Origin of the sequence: uncultured Neptuniibacter sp. (assembly GCF_947498015.1) — a bacterium.
Taxonomy (GTDB): Bacteria; Pseudomonadota; Gammaproteobacteria; order Pseudomonadales; family Balneatricaceae; genus Neptuniibacter.
The window spans coordinates 65302-79586 of sequence record NZ_CANMIR010000008.1 but is presented as its reverse complement, the minus strand read 5'-3'; the positions used below and the strand labels follow the sequence as shown (position 1 = coordinate 79586).

Below are 14285 nucleotides of genomic sequence, written 5' to 3'. Positions count from 1 at the left end.
AAAGAGGGAGCAAATGCTCCCTCTTTCTATTTAAATAATCAGGTAGGTTAAAGTTAGATACCTATCATTGTAGGGGATTATATGAATCACTTACCACTGAGCCAATATACGAAAGCATGGATCTTTAGACATAAAGATCTACCCGTTTCGGAGGTTGATCTACAGGAGATTAAGCCGCTGAGCGAGCGCAGGGCTGAGCAGATATGGGCTGAGCACATTAGCCGTGGAGGATCTCACCCAGATCATTTCGGAGAAGGAGACTGGGCGGCTAAAAAAGAGAACTGGTTGTCGAAGGAGCGTTGGCAATCAGAGTGGGATTCTAATTGCCCTGATCTGCCAGCAGGGTTGCTGGAGTATCTGAATAGTTGGGATCCTAACATAACTGTATATTTCTGTTATCAGAGCGATCATATCATTGAAACTAAATGGGGAGTCTTTAAGAGGAACTGGAAGAATTTCCTTTTCTTTGATAATGGGCCAGTTTTGATCGGTAGAAAGCGTAAAGAAGTTGTGCAGTTTTTTGATGATGGCAGCTATCGTCTTGGCATTAGGCGATAATCAAGAGAAGAGTAATTCTTATTCGCATGATTTTTATTACAGAAATATTAATCATGCGTCACATCTTGAATATGAAACCTTTATAAATATACAGCGTTGATTAATCAGTCAAAGAAATATTTGAGCGAGAGTTAATTTTGTTTGAAATTTGATTAGATAGCACCTTCATTGTCGTTTTAATTATTAAATGCTTCCTGCTTAATACCCGTTTAATTCGTAATGTTATTTCGCCTTAATATCCCACCAAAGTACTATGATTAATATTAATTATTGACTATTTTAGTGCAGTATTTTTGTGTAATAAATCGCTATATCCCTACGCAGCTCAATGAATTCAGGCTTGTTAATTACTAGAATAGCCACCGATAGATAAAATAAAGTTAGATACTATAGATTTTGGTACTTCTGGATCTTGCGAATAGCCTTATTATTATCACAGAAGGTTATGTACCTCTCTTAATTGTCTGGCTTATATTTTTCAAAGAAGTATCTGTCCGTTTGAATTTTTCTTTAGCGTGTTTGTTTGATCACATTGATTATGACTTATGTGCCCGTTTTTTTGCTTTTCTAGGGAGTGTTTAAGTGCAAGATATGGAAAGCCTGATCCTACAGCTAAAGCAGCAGCCTGTTTTTCAGGAGAAGCCTGTATTTGCTTTGGAATGCACTTGGGAGAATTTACTTCGTGAGTTGGATGAGTTGCTGACCCAGTTAGGCTTTGTCTCATTCACATACTCTGTACTGGTTCGTAATAACCTGCTTGCACTTGGAGATGGCCAGGCTCAGAAGTGGGAAAGTGGTTCGGATATTGTCGGTTCAATGCCAGATGCTATTTTCAAAACGTATTATCGTGATATAGCTACCCATGACCCCGTTTGGGAATCCCTGTCCGAAATGGAGGCCCCTTTAATACTCAAGCCCACACCACAGAGTGCATATGCAGATGCCTTCTGGAGTAAGCATGGTATTTCATCCCGTGTTTATGTTCCTATGCATAACGGTGAGAGCGTTTATTGGTTTCATTATTTTGGTTTGTTCCATTCATTGCCTCAAGGCGAGTTTGAGAGCTTCTTTGGCAAGGTCAGTGAGTGGGTTATCCCCATACTTAATCGCTACCATGCTCTGTTACAAGCTGTATCTGATAGTGAGCAGAACCCGTTTTTGAAGCAGGAACTTCTATCTACTACCTGCTTGCGAATAATGCAGATGACAGCTGAAGGTATGCCGGTAAAACGAATTGCTGACAAGCTGGCTCTGACAGAGGAAGGTATCACTTACCATATTACCCGAGCTAAAAGGCTATTTGGGGCAAGAAATAAAACTCAATTAGTTGCGATAATGTATAAGGTGGGATTGCTGTAACAAAGGTTACAGCTTCTACTTAGTGCTGGAAGCTGGATGCAAGGGGTATAGAATCGTTGTGTCTGGCTGAGGAGTTCGAATCGCGGTGATCCGGTTGGGCTTGTGTATCACCCCCGCTTATAATCTCCCACTCACCCTTGTGCTTGTGAAGGTAAGCACTGCAGCAACAGCATTTATACAGCTCGCTACCTTTAAGCTCGCTTATTTTCTTAAGGGCTGTATGGGGTTTGTGATGCAGTACTAAGTCGTAACATAGCGTACATGCATTTTCCATATGGTCATTCCTCCCTGAATAGTACTTCCTTATTCCCAATAAATTAGCATAAATCTTGTTGGTTTAGTCTAAGAAAAATTCCTATTTTAAAAAGGGAGCTTACTGCTATTTCTTTAGTTGACCCACATTCTGGTTTGAAACAGATGATCTTGCTAAAATGCTCAGTTTTGCTTAACTGGGCTGGCGTTTACTATCTTGCGACTGTTTTTGCAGCGTTTGTGCTGAGGCGGCTTCCCTCCTAACTTGAGAGATTACTATGCAGATTGCAGATAATTTAGTCGCGCTTATCCATTATACATTGAAGAATGAGTCCGGAGATGTTCTTGATTCTTCAGCTGGTCAGGAGCCCCTTCCTTTTGTTTGTGGTGCGAATAACATCGTGCAGGGCCTGGAAAACGCGTTAAAAGGTAAAACGGTAGGAGATAAGCTTGATGTGACTGTAAAACCTGAAGAGGGTTATGGTGAGGTCAGAGCGGAGCTGGTCCAGAAAGTTGATCGCGCTAATTTTCAGGGAATTGATGATATTCAGGTAGGTATGCAGTTCATGGCGGAAGCACCATGGGGGCAGCAGCCTGTTACCGTTGTAGAGGTTGAGGAAGACAGTGTTCTTCTGGATGGCAATCATCCTCTGGCAGGGCAGACATTGGTGTTTAGTGTTGAAGTAACTGAGGTTCGTGAAGCGACTGAAGATGAACTGGCGCATGGGCATGTGCATGGAGAAGGTTGTAATCACGACCACTGATCTATAGAAGCTTTACTTTCATATAAAAAGCCCGGATTATCCGGGTTTTTTGCATTTTAGGCCCTATAGCATAGAGACAATTATCTTAAACAGCATCTACTCTGATCGATTTTAACTATCCTTACTTAGATACTGCTTAAGTCAGTCTTGAATTTTAACACTGGTCTGGAGTTGTTATGGATACGGATCAATTAGAGTTGATGCTTCTGCAAAAACGGTTAAAAGCTGTAAATTTTATTGAGTCAGGGTGTGGGCCGATAGTGATTGAGGTTGAATACGCTGAAAAAGATAAAGTTCAAAAGGAACTGATAAAGGATAGCCAGGGAGAGGTTGTTACATGCCACAACCTCAAAGAGGGATATGATATCTGTTTAAAGGCAGGGATACATGAGGCCAATCTGATACAGATGGACACTGATGATGAAGCCTGCCAGGCAACCTTTGCCAATTACCATAGGGAAGTGATCCCTTTGAAATTTTAATGCGTCTATATAACTCTATTTTGAATTGGCTATACACTCCGTCCAGAATACTGGCATAGTGATCGTTGCCTGAGGGAATAGTAAATAGGATCATTCATGCGAGATAAAATTGATCAACTTATCAGAAGTATCAGTACGGTTTTATATGGCAAAGAGTTACAAATCAGACAGGCTGTTACCTGTCTGATAACCGGGGGGCATCTGTTGATAGAGGACCTTCCGGGCATGGGAAAGACAACGCTTGCACATGCTTTAGCCCATGCGATGGGTATGGATTATCGGAGGGTCCAGTTCACCAGTGATATGTTACCTGCAGATATTCTTGGTGCCTCCGTGTTTGATAGTGCAAATGGGTCATTTGTTTTTCACAAAGGTCCTGTTTTTACGCAGTTTCTTCTCGCAGATGAGATCAACCGGACAACACCGAAGACTCAGAGTGCGCTATTAGAGGCGATGGAGGAGCGTCAGGTAACGATTGAGGGCGACACTTATCCATTGCCTGAACCCTTTTTTGTTATTGCAACACAGAATCCTGTTTCACAGTATGGGACATTCCCCCTACCAGAATCACAGCTAGACCGATTCTTAATGAGAATAGAGATTGGTTATCCCTCACCGGAGGCAGAAAGGGACCTGTTGATAGGAGGAGATGCCAGATTAAAGATTCCTGAGATGCCTGTCAGTCTTAATCCAGGCGATCTTAATGCTATCCGGCAAGCTTGTGCAGGGGTGACTGCATCAAAAAGTTTATTGGATTACCTTCAGAGATTGGTTCAGTTTACACGTACAACCAACGATTTTGAGTTTGGAATATCTCCCAGGGGAAGTCTATCTCTGTTAAACACAGCAAAAACCTGGGCCTACATTAGTGGCAGGGATTACATTATTCCGGAGGATATCCAGTCGCTTCTCGTGCCGGTCTTTGCTCATAGGCTCAGAAGTGCAGAAGATTATGCGGAACACACTGGGGTCGCGCATGTCCGGCGTCTACTAAGTGAAGTTGATGTTGTAGGTTAGTATGTTTGTGGGAGCCGGACGTTATATCAGGGATCTTTCGATCAAATGGTCTGCTAAAAGGCGGCCTAAGGGAAAGGCGATTGTATTAGATCAGAGATCGATCTTTATTTTTCCTACGTTAGCTGGCTGGATGTATTTACTTAGTTGTATTGTGCTGTTCTTAGTAGCAACCAACTACCAAAATAATCTTATCCATGCTGTTGCGTTTCTGCTGATTGCGCTTGGCATTATCACTATCCACTTCACCTTTTTGAATCTATCGGGTGTCAAAATTGCGGCTCTTAAAGGACATAATACGTTTGTCGGAGATATGGCAGAGTTTTCCCTGCTTATAGAATCTTCCAGTCAGCGGGGTTATGACAATATTCAGTTAGGATGGACAGGTGGAATTAAACAGTCGATCTATATCGATAGTGATGAAAAAAAACAGATTGGTTTGTATGCGGTTGCACAAACACGGGGGCGGTTTTATCCCGGTATATTGAAGTTGGAGACCCACTATCCACTGGGTTTGCTTAGAGCATGGAGCTGGGTTGAGTTAGATATTACGAGCATTGTGTACCCTAAACCTATAAAAGGGCGTCATCCTGACCAATCTATTGAAATTGGTGATTCCGAACTAGGTAGGGATTCAGGGGGCGATGACTTTATTGGATTAGAAGCATATCAGCCTGGTGCATCAATACGTCATATTGCTTGGAAACCCTATGCTCAAGGTCGTGGGTTATTTGTTAAAAAATTTGGCGGACAATCCTCTCGACAACTGTGGCTAGATTGGCAGGATTGGCCCGAGCTTGCTTCTGAGGGACGATTATCGGTGATGTGCTATTGGGCACAGCGATTTGAGCATAATAACATTGAGTATGGTTTAAACCTTCCAACACTAAAAATACCTCCAAATTCAGGCCCTGAGCATCTTGAGCGTGTTCTGATAGCCCTTGCTTTGTTTCAGGGAGAATAGTTTGAGTTCTGACAGATGAGTACATTCCAGTTAAGTCGTGTAGCCATATTGTGGCAGTTGCTCTGTGTTATATCAGTATTGGTACCTCATTTAGCTCATCTGCCTCTTTGGGTTCCTGTGTTGGTGATCTCCACTGTTTTTTGGCGCTATATGGCATATACCGGTCGATGGTCTTTTCCAAATAGAACCACCAAACTGGTTTTGATTGTAGCCGCAGGAATTTCTGTTCTATTGAGTTATAAGTCTGGGGGCGGCATCAGTTCGACGGTGGCATTGCTGGTGGTTGGTTTTGGCTTAAAGGTTCTTGAGGTTTATAAGCGGCGGGATGCTCTGGTTATTATCTATGTTGCATACTTGGTGATTGCAACAGCTTTTCTGTTCAACCAGACAGCTCTAATGGCACTGTATGTGTTGTTCTCGATTGCTGTTATTACAACGTCATTAAGAACGGTTTATACAGTCAGGCCAATTAGATTTCTGGAACCATTCAAACAGACCTGGATAATATTGGTGCCCTCATTACTACTGATGAGTGTCCTCTTTATTGGAATTCCGAGAGTGGGTCCTTTATGGGAAGTGGGAATCGACAGAAGCAGCGCCAAAACGGGATTGTCTGATTCGATGTCACCGGGTGATATTTCGAAGTTAACTCGTTCAGCTGAGATCGCTTTCAGGGTGAGTTTCAACGGTGATCGGCCTCCGCCTCAGGCGGCCTTATACTGGCGGGCGATGGTGATGAATGATTTCGATGGACGTCGTTGGCAAAATGATCATTACCCTGAACCGCATGGTGTGTTAAATGAACCGGATATTCTGGAAAGGAAATGGGAATATCAGATTATCATCGAGCCTACACAACAGAAGTATATTCCTGCTTTGGAACATCTGATTAGTCAACCTCAGGGGTTGATCTTAAATCGTGACAGAACATTAAGTTCCAAGACTCCGCTCATCCAGCGGCAGCAGTTTAACTTAGCCTCATCCTTGGGAGTACAGCTAGATAAAGGCGCGAATCTATTTGATCTCGAGCGTCATCTGCTCCTTCCAAACGGAAATCAAAAGGCCAGAGCATTAGCTCATACCTGGTGGAGGGAGTCAGTGGATCAGGAGGCGTATATTCAAAAAATTCTTAACCTCTACAACAGAGAGTTTACCTACTCACTGACACCTCCATTGCTAGGTGATGAGGTCATCGACCAGTTTTTGTTTGAGACTAAGACAGGTTTTTGTGGGCACTTTTCCAGTACAACTGCATTCATGTTAAGGGCTGTTGGCATACCTGCCAGGGTGGTTACAGGTTATCAGGGAGGGGAATGGAACCCTTATGAAAATTATCTGCTAGTGAGACAGTACGATGCTCATGCCTGGATTGAAGCCTGGCTGGATGGAAAGGGGTGGGTTCGTTTAGATCCAACTGCTTGGGTCGCTCCTGAGCGGGTAGAAAAACCAGCAGATCAACTGTTTTCTGGTCAGGAAGGGTTTCTAAAAGACAGTCCGGTCAAGGCTTGGGGGATAAAAGGGGGGCGCTGGTTGGCTATTGCACGGCAGCGTATCGAAGCGTTCAACTATGGCTGGAACAGGTGGGTATTGAATTACCATTTGGAGCAGGTGAATCTTCTCAGGAATCTGCTTGGGAAGTACACGTCTGTCCGATTGGCTCTTTTCCTTCTTATCCCTTTTATTGTCGTTATCTTCATTACACTTCTACCTGCGTTTCGTAAAGCCAAGCAAAAAAAGCTTAACCTGTTTGACAGGGAGATGACCCGGTTATCAGAAGGTTTGAGCAAATTGGGTTTATCCCGTGCGAAAGGAGAGACCGTTAATGAATACTGCCTACGATTAGGCGATTTCAATCCTCATCTTTTAGATGATCTGTTAATGCTCTCATCCGAGTATGAGAAAGCAAGATACGCTGATCTACAGTCAATCGATCAACAAATTTTTGTAGATAAGGTTACGCTTTGCCTGAAGCAGCTTAGCCGTTAAGTGATAGCCGCTCAATTCTGACTCTTAATCTGGGCAAAATAGTGGATTCGAACCATCTGTTCTTACTTAACCAGATCTGGTTTCTGGGAGAGGGATGTGGCAGCAGGAAATAGGGTTCAGGGCAATCCTCGTAGTTTTTTACTCTAGCTGTTAGGGTTTTGTGAGATTTTAGAAAGCTGCTTCCTTCTAGATAATAGCTCTGAGAATATGATCCAATTAGCAGAATGAGTTCGATCTGTGGGAGCTGATTCAGAATAGATGAGTGCCAGGTAGGTGCGCATTCGGGTCTGGGGGGGAGGTCTCCTGATCGGCCTTTACCGGGGTAACAGAAACCCATTGGGACGATCGCAACCTTGTTCGGATCGTAAAAAACTGATTTGTCTAATTGAAGCCAGCTACGGAGGCGATCCCCGCTTTTATCATTCCAGGGGATGCCCGTTTCATGAACGCGCACTCCAGGTGCTTGCCCAATAATCAATAGTCTTGCCTCTTTCGCTAGCTGAATCACTGGCCTTGGGCCATGGGGGAGATCAGGTTTGCAGAGTTGGCAGTTTCGAATTTCTGTGATCAGTTTTGTCAGCATGTTGAGATGGTTATCAGCCAGTATAGAAAGAGTATAAATGAAAACTTATAGAGTATTTTGCCCTCAGTATGAACAACAGCCTTTTAGAATTTGAAATAGTCAGAAGCTCTAGGCGGAAAACGGCTGCTATCTACATCAATGATAAGGGAGTTGTTGTCAGGGTACCCTTATGGGTGAGCGATGCATGGATCCATGAGTGGGTAAATAGTCGAAGGGCATGGATTGAGAAAAATCAGAAAAATTTTAAGCAAAATTTATCTGAATTCTGTTTGAAAACTGAACAGGGGGCCGCCTTTCCATTATTGGGGCTGTACTACACGCTTAATTGGAGGCCTGGGGGAGAAACTCAGGTATCGATTGAAGGTGAGGAGATCATCGTGCAGTTAAGCAGGAGGTCATCCAAACCTGAGCATGAGAGAGCCGAAAAGGCTTTAAAGGCGTGGTACAGATCTCAGGCACAAGAGGTGATTTCGTTTCGGGTTAAGCACTGGGCACGTGTAATGGGTATTGAGTATAACGGTCTGAAAATAAAGAGCTTTAAGCGAAGGTGGGGAAGTTGTAGCGGAACCCGGGAGCTCAGTTTTAACTGGCGACTTATTCTTGCAGAGGCCGCTTTGATTGATTACGTTGTGATCCATGAACTCGCCCACTGTGTTCATTTGAATCATAGTCCTCAGTTCTGGGAGGTAGTCGAAACTTTTTGCCCTGATTGGAAGGAGAAAAGGGGGCAGCTACAAAAGAGATCAGGATGGGTACTTTGGTAGGGCTTTGTTTGAATTGAAAAAATGGTATGTTCTTAATTGCCGTAAAAAGTTGTAGTCTACGACGTTAATGATGCGATCTCAGAGCATCAGGCAAGAAAGCCAGAAGGAATTGGATATTAATAAAAATAATGAGAGTGAAAATGAGCCTTTATAAAAGTGTAGAGAAGAACTTCTTCAACACATTGACGAAGAAGATAACCGGGAACGTCCTGTTTCTGCTATTACCCCACATCATATTGCTTATCATCGGATATATTCATTTCAATAAGCTTGAAACAAGCTTAGCAAGCGCCGGACAGGGTGAGATATCCATTGAGGCTTTTAAAGCTCATCTGGATTCCTTCTGGTTATACGGCACTGCTACAGTCAGTTTTGCGCTTATCTCAGGGATCTTCACGATCTTCTTTATGCGCCACCTATTCTTAAAACCGATCAATGCGATGACTGATGTACTGAAAGCTATTAAGGATAAGGATGGTGATATTTCTGCGACGTTGCCGGAATATACCTACGATGAAATATCTGAGATGGCTGAGAGTTACAACGCTTTCTCGGCTAGTCTAAAAGGGATGATTGCGGAAAGTCGCCGCAGAAGTGTGAGCGTTGCTTTGAGCTCTACTCGGTTACAGAAAGTATTGATAGAGGCGCAGCAATCAGCCAATACCCAGGAGGAGCAAGCGCAAAAGGTGTTCCAGTCCTCTCAGGAAGCAACTCAGGCTATAGACAATATAGCGGGTAGTACTCTGGAAATATCTGAACGAAACAGCAAAAACCTTGATGAAATACGTACATCAAGCAGTGAGCTAGGACGAGTTCAGAATCAGGTTGAAGCGATCAGGCATCAAGTTACAGATTTCCAGGAGACTGTCCATCAGTTGGAAAGTAATTCCCGAAATATCACTGAGATTCTTGGAATGGTCAAAGATTTTTCTGACCAGACCAACTTGTTGGCATTGAATGCCTCTATTGAGGCGGCGCGAGCGGGAGAAGCCGGGCGTGGTTTCTCCGTGGTGGCGGATGAGGTTAGAAATCTATCACAGAAAGTGAGCACCGCCACCAGTGAGATTGATCAGAATATTTCACAAATGTCTTCGCTTGTTGGAAGTACACGTACCAGTGCGGCCACTATTCTTGAGTATGTAGGCTCTACTGAAGAGTTTATTGGCAGCACCAATGATCAATTCCATGGGCTTGTAAGCGATTTCGAAGAGCTAAATAGTCAGCTAAGTAGTATCAGTGCAGCAATTGATGAGCTTGCTTACACCAACCGTGAATCGCACAATCATGTTTCGGAGATTACGAATATATCGACCTCTATGCATGGCGAGATAGAACAATCCCGTCATTTTTCTGAAGAGTTGGAGCACTCTACAGAGGAGACTCAGGAACTGTTGTCACGCTTTATCATCGGCTATGGCGGATTTGAAGGGATGATTCAGACAGGTCGCCAGTGGGCGCAACAGGTTCAGGGCACACTTGAAAGCCTATCTTCACGTGGATGCAATCTATTTGATACGAATTACGTGCGTACAAATGATGGTCAGATACCGGAGAAGTATGATACGAGCTATGTCGATCAATATGATGCACTGTTGAGACCTATTTTTGATAGCTTTATCTCTGAGCGCTCTGAGTTTATTTACGCTATCGCGGTGGACCGCAATGGCTATGCGCCGGCACACCATACAAAAGTGTCTGAGCGGATAACGGGTAATTTTGATATCGACAATGCTAAAAGTCGTAACCGACGTATATTTGCAGGTAACCGTGCTGAAATCCGCAGGGCTTCTTCAACGGCTCCTTTCTTATTGCAGACATTCATTCGTGATACGGGTGAAATTTTAAATGACCTGGCGATCCCGTTGTATGTCAACGGACAGCATTGGGGGGCTTTGATTATGGGCTTTGCCCCTGAAAACCTTCTGGATGATAAGTCCTGATACAGTACATAAAAAAAACGCGGCATATGCCGCGTTTTTTTATATTTGGATCTTATAGGTCGTAATCGGTGACTAACTGTTCAATCAGCTGTTTCACCGTTTCGTAAGAGAGCGGTTTACTGCAAATTGCAGAGACACCAGCACTTTGGACGGCGGCTAAGCGACTTTCGTTTTGTTCACTAGTGATCATCAGAATAGGAACAGTAGGTTGTTCACTATGATTTCGGATATGAACGGTTAGCTCCTGCCCATCAACATTAGGCATATTGTAATCAGTGATGATCAGGTCGTAGCGATTACCCTGATTGAACAATTCAAGGGCTTCAGACCCATCTTTGGCGGCATCGATGGAATGAATAGAGAGTGAATCAAGTACTTGTTTCAGATAGTTCCTGGACATCTGACTATCGTCTACAACCAGAACCCGCAGAGCATCATAGTCGTCACTGTCATTCTCAGTTTCGAAATCAGTGATGTAATCCAGCGTGCTTCGTAATGCTGTGGCCATCTCTTCGCGGCTAAATGGTTTGGGTAGAATTGCAATGGCACCAGCCTGACGAATGGGCTCCAGATAACGGTAGTGTGTTTCTGAAGAGATCAGTAAGAATGTTATCGATTCTAAAGCTTCCAGGCCTCTCATCTGGGTAACAAGCTCTGTTCCTGTCATATCAGGGAGGTGCATGGCAGAAAGTACCAGATCAGGGGGGGAGCTCTTCATATGCTCCAGTGCTGGTTTCGCCTCTTCAAACTCCTCTATATGCTGAATTCCGAAGCTATTAAGATGGCCGGTGATTATATGTCGCTGGACTTTAGAAGGTTCTATGACAGTGACATAAAGACTACTTAATTCCATATCCTGATATCCATAAAAAATGTTGGCCAGAGTGGGCAAGGATCTGGCTTTAGCGATACGTATATCATAGATCATGACAGAGAATGAAGAATCATAAAAGTGCGTTAACTTATTAATCTAGAGATGTTTTTATCTGTGAGGGTTAACTTCTTTAGAGGGTTGTCATTTCAGTTCATCTTAGATTCATGGTCTATCTGATCTAATACGCTTACAACGATCCTCTTCTGCCTTTGGCTGCCAACCTGTGATTCATTCACAGGTTGGCTTTTTATTGCGTATAAAAAACTGTAGTTGATTGAAGCCTAGGTCAGTCATTCGCCTGGGCTACTTGACCTGAGTCACAAAAGTTCTCTGTTTTAATGTCGTGACAATTCTTATGGGCGTAGCATAGGAAGAGAAGAGTTGATTAATTTGATGAAACTCTAGGTAGTTCAAATAGGAATAAGGTCTTCATCTATGTGCCCCAACGGAAATTCTGACCTGACACGAAATTTAATCCTTCAGTCGGCAATCAAAATCATCAGTCTCGATGGTCTGGATGCGCTTACTGCCGGTCGCCTCATTGAAGAAGCAAAGATCAGTAAAGGTGGCCTTTACCATCATTTCAAGACGATGACTGATGTCGTTAGCGAGGTGCTAGAAAGGTTAGCGCAAGGTATTGCATTGCGAATAAGTTCTTACTCTATTCCTTCGAGCAAGCAGGACTTTTTAGATCAGCTTGAAGATCAGTTGTTTGATTGTTTTATTACAAGTTCAGAGTCGTCTAAAGCACTGTTTGGTTTTATTTCTGCTTCTGCCAATAACAAGAACCTGCAGGTAACTCTTAGGAGATTGATGGATGAGATCTCATTTCATCGCCTCAAACAACTTAAAGCGGTATCTCCGGGTACGAGTCATGCCACGCTACATAACACTGTGCAAATCATATCGACCTTAGAACAAGGATTGATGAACCGCTTCTTCATCTCTGGTGACAGTGCAAGTTTACGATGTTACTGGAGAGGGTGTCGCCGTATCCTGGAAGGGCTTTTAGATGTAGAAGCGAAGATGGAGGCGGCTGGTGATATCTCAGAAATTAAAGTAACTTCGTTGGCCAAGTGTCAGTAGGCGAAAATACAAGGTTGTAAGAGCTACTTAAGGAAAGTGGCTCTTTTTTATTTTGTGCTATCTTCAGACTGAATGTGTGTACTCAGGGTCTGGAGAAGATGATCGCTCTCTTTAAATCCTTTAAATTGTAGTTTTTCCTTTCCATCTTTCAGATACAGCGTAATGACGTTGATAAAATTCTCTTTATGACAATCGATCTCCTCTAGCTCCCTGAAAGTTACTCTCTGTTCAGATTCAGTAGCTGGCTGTACGAAGAGAAGAGATTTTGGAGCAAATTCTACATAAGCATCTTTTACCTCGGATTGGATCTTCTCAAAATTACTTTTGTACCAACTTGAGAGAATCAGACCAATAATCAGAGGGACCAGAAGATAAATCTTCGACAGATCCATCATCATGAGCATCAGCGCGGTACCTACAAATCCCAATTGCAGATTAGTCAGCAATGAAATCTTTTTTTCGAAAAACTCTTTATCGCATGTGAATTTTGTCGTGCTCAAAGTTAGATCCTCTTCTTTCTTCAAGGGGTAAGTCTGTTTGCTCAGGGACTGTTTTGCAAGAGGAATGGTTGTTTATATAGACATGCTATATCGATATTCCTTGTCGTTAAATAAGTGATGTCTTATATTGAGTTGATGCTGTTTTTTCGACAACAATAAGAAGAGAACAATGAAGATAAAATCATTTATAAGTAAAGCAGTACTCTCGTTGCTGCTTTTACCTGCCGTTGCTTTTTCTATGAGTCCCGCAGATAAATACCCAGAGTCTCTGCTTTATAGTCAACCGGTTAAAGTTGCAGAACGGGTCTGGTCGGCTATAGGGGCTACCCAATACTACAGCTATGAAAATGCTGGTCACAACAATAACCTGTCGTTTGTCATCGGGGATGAGGCTGTTTTGGTGGTCAATGGAGGTTCCTCCTATCTATTGGCGAAAGCTTTACACAGTGAAATAACCAAAATCACCGATCTTCCTGTCAGGTATGTGGTGAATGAGAATGGTCAGTCTCATGCAATTTTAGGTAATGGTTATTGGAAGGCACTTGGCGCCAAGATAATTGCTCATGAAGAGGCTCTGGAAGAGATTGATGAGCTAGGCTTGGATGGCCTTGATAACCTTAAGTCAATTCTGAAAGAGCGTGCAGAGGGTACCGCACTTGTTGAGATTGATCAGACTTTCGGAGATGAGATGAAGATTGATCTGGGAGGCCTGGAAGTCCGTTTGATTCGGTTTGGGCCTGCACATTCGCCGGGTGATATCTCAGTCTTTGTTCCAGACGCTAACGTACTCATCGCTGGGGATATGGCTTTTCAACAAAGGTTGTTACCCATCTTCCCTGATACTGATACCTTGGAATGGCTGCAAACGTGGAACGATCACTTTACCCCCTTTGCAAAGGATAAGATCATCATTCCTGGGCATGGAGAGGCCACAGACTTTTCAACGGTGGATCGTTGGACGAGAGGGTACCTGAGTTACCTTCGTGGCAAGGTCGCAGTGCTACTGGAAGAGGGAGGATCTTTGGAAGATGCTTACTCAATCGATCAGTCTCCATATGCACATCTTGAAACCTTTGATCAGTTGGCAGCTAAGAATGCAGGTCGGGTATTTGAAGCGATGGAGTTTGAGTAGTCGTTACGGTTAGGGATAAGGCGGGCA

Annotated in this window: 14 protein-coding genes; 11 read left to right on the top strand and 3 right to left on the bottom strand. The window is 43.4% G+C overall.

What is annotated here, in order from left to right; all coding sequences use genetic code 11:
* The first annotated feature begins 81 nt into the window (after positions 1 to 81).
* From Q0882_RS11505 to Q0882_RS11475, 7 genes are all read left to right on the top strand, one after another.
* On the top strand, positions 82 to 558 hold the full coding sequence (locus Q0882_RS11505) for a DUF2947 domain-containing protein (RefSeq protein ID WP_299181725.1): 477 nt from the start codon (positions 82 to 84) through the stop codon (positions 556 to 558).
* Between the two features lie 591 nt (positions 559 to 1149).
* Positions 1150 to 1917 carry a helix-turn-helix transcriptional regulator gene (locus Q0882_RS11500; protein ID WP_299181722.1) on the top strand — a complete coding sequence of 256 codons (768 nt, stop codon included), beginning with the start codon at positions 1150 to 1152 and terminating at the stop codon, positions 1915 to 1917.
* A gap of 530 nt (positions 1918 to 2447) precedes the next feature.
* Entirely contained in the window at positions 2448 to 2933 is a 486-nt protein-coding gene (locus Q0882_RS11495) for a peptidylprolyl isomerase (protein WP_299181719.1), read from the top strand.
* 176 nt (positions 2934 to 3109) lie between these two features.
* Entirely contained in the window at positions 3110 to 3415 is a 306-nt protein-coding gene (locus Q0882_RS11490; protein ID WP_299181716.1) for a hypothetical protein, read from the top strand.
* Positions 3416 to 3511: 96 nt separating this feature from the next.
* A complete protein-coding gene (locus Q0882_RS11485) occupies positions 3512 to 4432 on the top strand; it encodes an AAA family ATPase (protein WP_299181713.1) in 921 nt (306 codons plus the stop codon).
* Between the two features lie 130 nt (positions 4433 to 4562).
* Complete coding sequence (locus tag Q0882_RS11480; protein WP_299181710.1) at positions 4563 to 5393, top strand: DUF58 domain-containing protein; 831 nt, start codon at positions 4563 to 4565, stop codon at positions 5391 to 5393.
* A 15-nt stretch (positions 5394 to 5408) separates the two neighbouring features.
* The gene (locus Q0882_RS11475) at positions 5409 to 7379 is read left to right on the top strand and encodes a DUF3488 and transglutaminase-like domain-containing protein (protein ID WP_299181708.1); all 1971 of its coding nucleotides are present in this window, start codon (positions 5409 to 5411) and stop codon (positions 7377 to 7379) included.
* On the opposite strand, the gene Q0882_RS11470 is transcribed toward Q0882_RS11475, so the two are convergent.
* Positions 7369 to 7962, bottom strand: coding sequence for a uracil-DNA glycosylase family protein (locus tag Q0882_RS11470; RefSeq protein ID WP_299181705.1), 594 nt, complete (start codon positions 7960 to 7962; stop codon positions 7369 to 7371). The two genes, Q0882_RS11475 and Q0882_RS11470, sit on opposite strands and share 11 nt — an antisense overlap.
* A gap of 68 nt (positions 7963 to 8030) precedes the next feature.
* On the opposite strand from Q0882_RS11470, the gene Q0882_RS11465 reads away from it, so the two are divergent.
* Together Q0882_RS11465 and Q0882_RS11460 are read left to right on the top strand one after the other, a co-directional pair.
* Positions 8031 to 8726, top strand: a complete 696-nt coding sequence (locus Q0882_RS11465; protein ID WP_299181703.1) for a M48 family metallopeptidase — start codon at positions 8031 to 8033, stop codon at positions 8724 to 8726.
* 140 nt (positions 8727 to 8866) lie between these two features.
* A complete protein-coding gene (locus Q0882_RS11460; protein ID WP_299181700.1) occupies positions 8867 to 10666 on the top strand; it encodes a methyl-accepting chemotaxis protein in 1800 nt (599 codons plus the stop codon).
* Between the two features lie 52 nt (positions 10667 to 10718).
* Here the strand turns inward: Q0882_RS11460 and Q0882_RS11455 are convergent, their stop codons facing one another.
* On the bottom strand, positions 10719 to 11519 hold the full coding sequence (locus Q0882_RS11455; protein WP_299181697.1) for a response regulator: 801 nt from the start codon (positions 11517 to 11519) through the stop codon (positions 10719 to 10721).
* Positions 11520 to 11975: 456 nt separating this feature from the next.
* Between Q0882_RS11455 and Q0882_RS11450 the strand changes: the two genes are divergently transcribed.
* Entirely contained in the window at positions 11976 to 12626 is a 651-nt protein-coding gene (locus Q0882_RS11450) for a TetR/AcrR family transcriptional regulator (RefSeq protein WP_299181695.1), read from the top strand.
* A gap of 47 nt (positions 12627 to 12673) precedes the next feature.
* Here Q0882_RS11450 and Q0882_RS11445 read toward each other — a convergent pair whose 3' ends face one another.
* The gene (locus Q0882_RS11445) at positions 12674 to 13126 is read right to left on the bottom strand and encodes a hypothetical protein (RefSeq protein ID WP_299181693.1); all 453 of its coding nucleotides are present in this window, start codon (positions 13124 to 13126) and stop codon (positions 12674 to 12676) included.
* A 169-nt stretch (positions 13127 to 13295) separates the two neighbouring features.
* On the opposite strand from Q0882_RS11445, the gene Q0882_RS11440 reads away from it, so the two are divergent.
* Positions 13296 to 14258 carry an MBL fold metallo-hydrolase gene (locus Q0882_RS11440; protein ID WP_299181690.1) on the top strand — a complete coding sequence of 321 codons (963 nt, stop codon included), beginning with the start codon at positions 13296 to 13298 and terminating at the stop codon, positions 14256 to 14258.
* Positions 14259 to 14285: the final 27 nt, after the last annotated feature.

What these genes read in the sequence shown, in the direction of transcription:
- Q0882_RS11505 (WP_299181725.1), top strand. Translation starts at nt 82, where the DNA reads ATGAATCACTTACCACTGAGCCAATATACGAAAGCATGGATCTTTAGA.
- Q0882_RS11500 (WP_299181722.1), top strand. Translation starts at nt 1,150, where the DNA reads ATGGAAAGCCTGATCCTACAGCTAAAGCAGCAGCCTGTTTTTCAGGAG.
- Q0882_RS11495 (WP_299181719.1), top strand. Translation starts at nt 2,448, where the DNA reads ATGCAGATTGCAGATAATTTAGTCGCGCTTATCCATTATACATTGAAG.
- Q0882_RS11490 (WP_299181716.1), top strand. Translation starts at nt 3,110, where the DNA reads ATGGATACGGATCAATTAGAGTTGATGCTTCTGCAAAAACGGTTAAAA.
- Q0882_RS11485 (WP_299181713.1), top strand. Translation starts at nt 3,512, where the DNA reads ATGCGAGATAAAATTGATCAACTTATCAGAAGTATCAGTACGGTTTTA.
- Q0882_RS11480 (WP_299181710.1), top strand. Translation starts at nt 4,563, where the DNA reads ATGTATTTACTTAGTTGTATTGTGCTGTTCTTAGTAGCAACCAACTAC.
- Q0882_RS11475 (WP_299181708.1), top strand. Translation starts at nt 5,409, where the DNA reads ATGAGTACATTCCAGTTAAGTCGTGTAGCCATATTGTGGCAGTTGCTC.
- Q0882_RS11470 (WP_299181705.1), bottom strand. Translation starts at nt 7,962, where the DNA reads ATGCTGACAAAACTGATCACAGAAATTCGAAACTGCCAACTCTGCAAA.
- Q0882_RS11465 (WP_299181703.1), top strand. Translation starts at nt 8,031, where the DNA reads ATGAACAACAGCCTTTTAGAATTTGAAATAGTCAGAAGCTCTAGGCGG.
- Q0882_RS11460 (WP_299181700.1), top strand. Translation starts at nt 8,867, where the DNA reads ATGAGCCTTTATAAAAGTGTAGAGAAGAACTTCTTCAACACATTGACG.
- Q0882_RS11455 (WP_299181697.1), bottom strand. Translation starts at nt 11,519, where the DNA reads ATGGAATTAAGTAGTCTTTATGTCACTGTCATAGAACCTTCTAAAGTC.
- Q0882_RS11450 (WP_299181695.1), top strand. Translation starts at nt 11,976, where the DNA reads ATGTGCCCCAACGGAAATTCTGACCTGACACGAAATTTAATCCTTCAG.
- Q0882_RS11440 (WP_299181690.1), top strand. Translation starts at nt 13,296, where the DNA reads ATGAAGATAAAATCATTTATAAGTAAAGCAGTACTCTCGTTGCTGCTT.